Here is a 995-nt window from a genome sequence, read left to right on the forward strand (position 1 = left end):
GGGCTACTCGGGCGGCAAGGAGGGCACCCCGGCCGCCGGCGGCGCCGCCGCGGCCGCCCCGTCGTCGTCGATGGTGCTCGACCAGTTCGGCACCGACCTGACCCAGCGGGCCCGCGACGGCAAGCTCGACCCGGTCATCGGCCGCGAGAAGGAGATCGAGCGGACCATGCAGGTCCTCTCGCGCCGCATGAAGAACAACCCGGTGCTCGTGGGCGAGCCCGGCGTCGGCAAGACCGCCGTCGCCGAGGGCCTGGCCCAGGTCATCGTCAAGGGCGAGGTGCCCGAGAGCCTCAAGGACAAGCACCTCTACACCCTCGACATGGGGTCGCTGGTCGCCGGCTCGCGCTACCGCGGCGACTTCGAGGAGCGCCTCAAGAAGGTGCTCAAGGAGGTCGCCACCCGCGGCGACATCATCCTGTTCATCGACGAGATCCACACGCTCGTCGGCGCCGGCGCGGCCGAGGGCGCGATCGACGCGGCGAGCATCCTCAAGCCGCTGCTCGCCCGCGGGGAGCTGCAGCTCATCGGCGCGACGACCCTGGACGAGTACCGGAAGTTCATCGAGAAGGACAAGGCCCTCGAGCGGCGCTTCCAGCCCATCCAGGTCGGCGAGCCCACGCTCGCGCACACCATCGAGATCCTCAAGGGCCTGCGCGACGCGTACGAGTCGCACCACCGGGTCAGCATCACCGACGCCGCCCTCGTGGCCGCCGCCACGCTGGCCGACCGTTACATCTCCGACCGGTTCCTGCCGGACAAGGCGATCGACCTGATCGACGAGGCGGGCGCCCGGATGCGCGTACGCCGGATGATGTCCCCGCCCGACCTGCGCGAGCTGGACGAGAAGATCATGCAGGCCAGCCGGGACAAGGAAGCCGCGATCGACGCGCAGGACTTCGAGGCGGCCGCCACGCTGCGCGACAAGGAGAAGCAGCTCCAGACCCAGCGCGCCCAGCGCGAGAAGGACTGGAAGTCCGGCGACCTCGACTCGGTCG

1 protein-coding gene is annotated in these 995 nt (G+C 70.6%); it reads left to right on the top strand.

Going from position 1 to position 995, the window contains the following annotated elements; genetic code table 11:
- Positions 1 to 995: AAA family ATPase (locus RBH18_RS43870; protein ID WP_306216447.1), on the top strand; the 995-nt coding region annotated here is incomplete at both ends.

The organism is Actinoplanes oryzae (genome assembly GCF_030757795.1).
Lineage (GTDB): Bacteria > Actinomycetota > Actinomycetes > Mycobacteriales > Micromonosporaceae > Actinoplanes.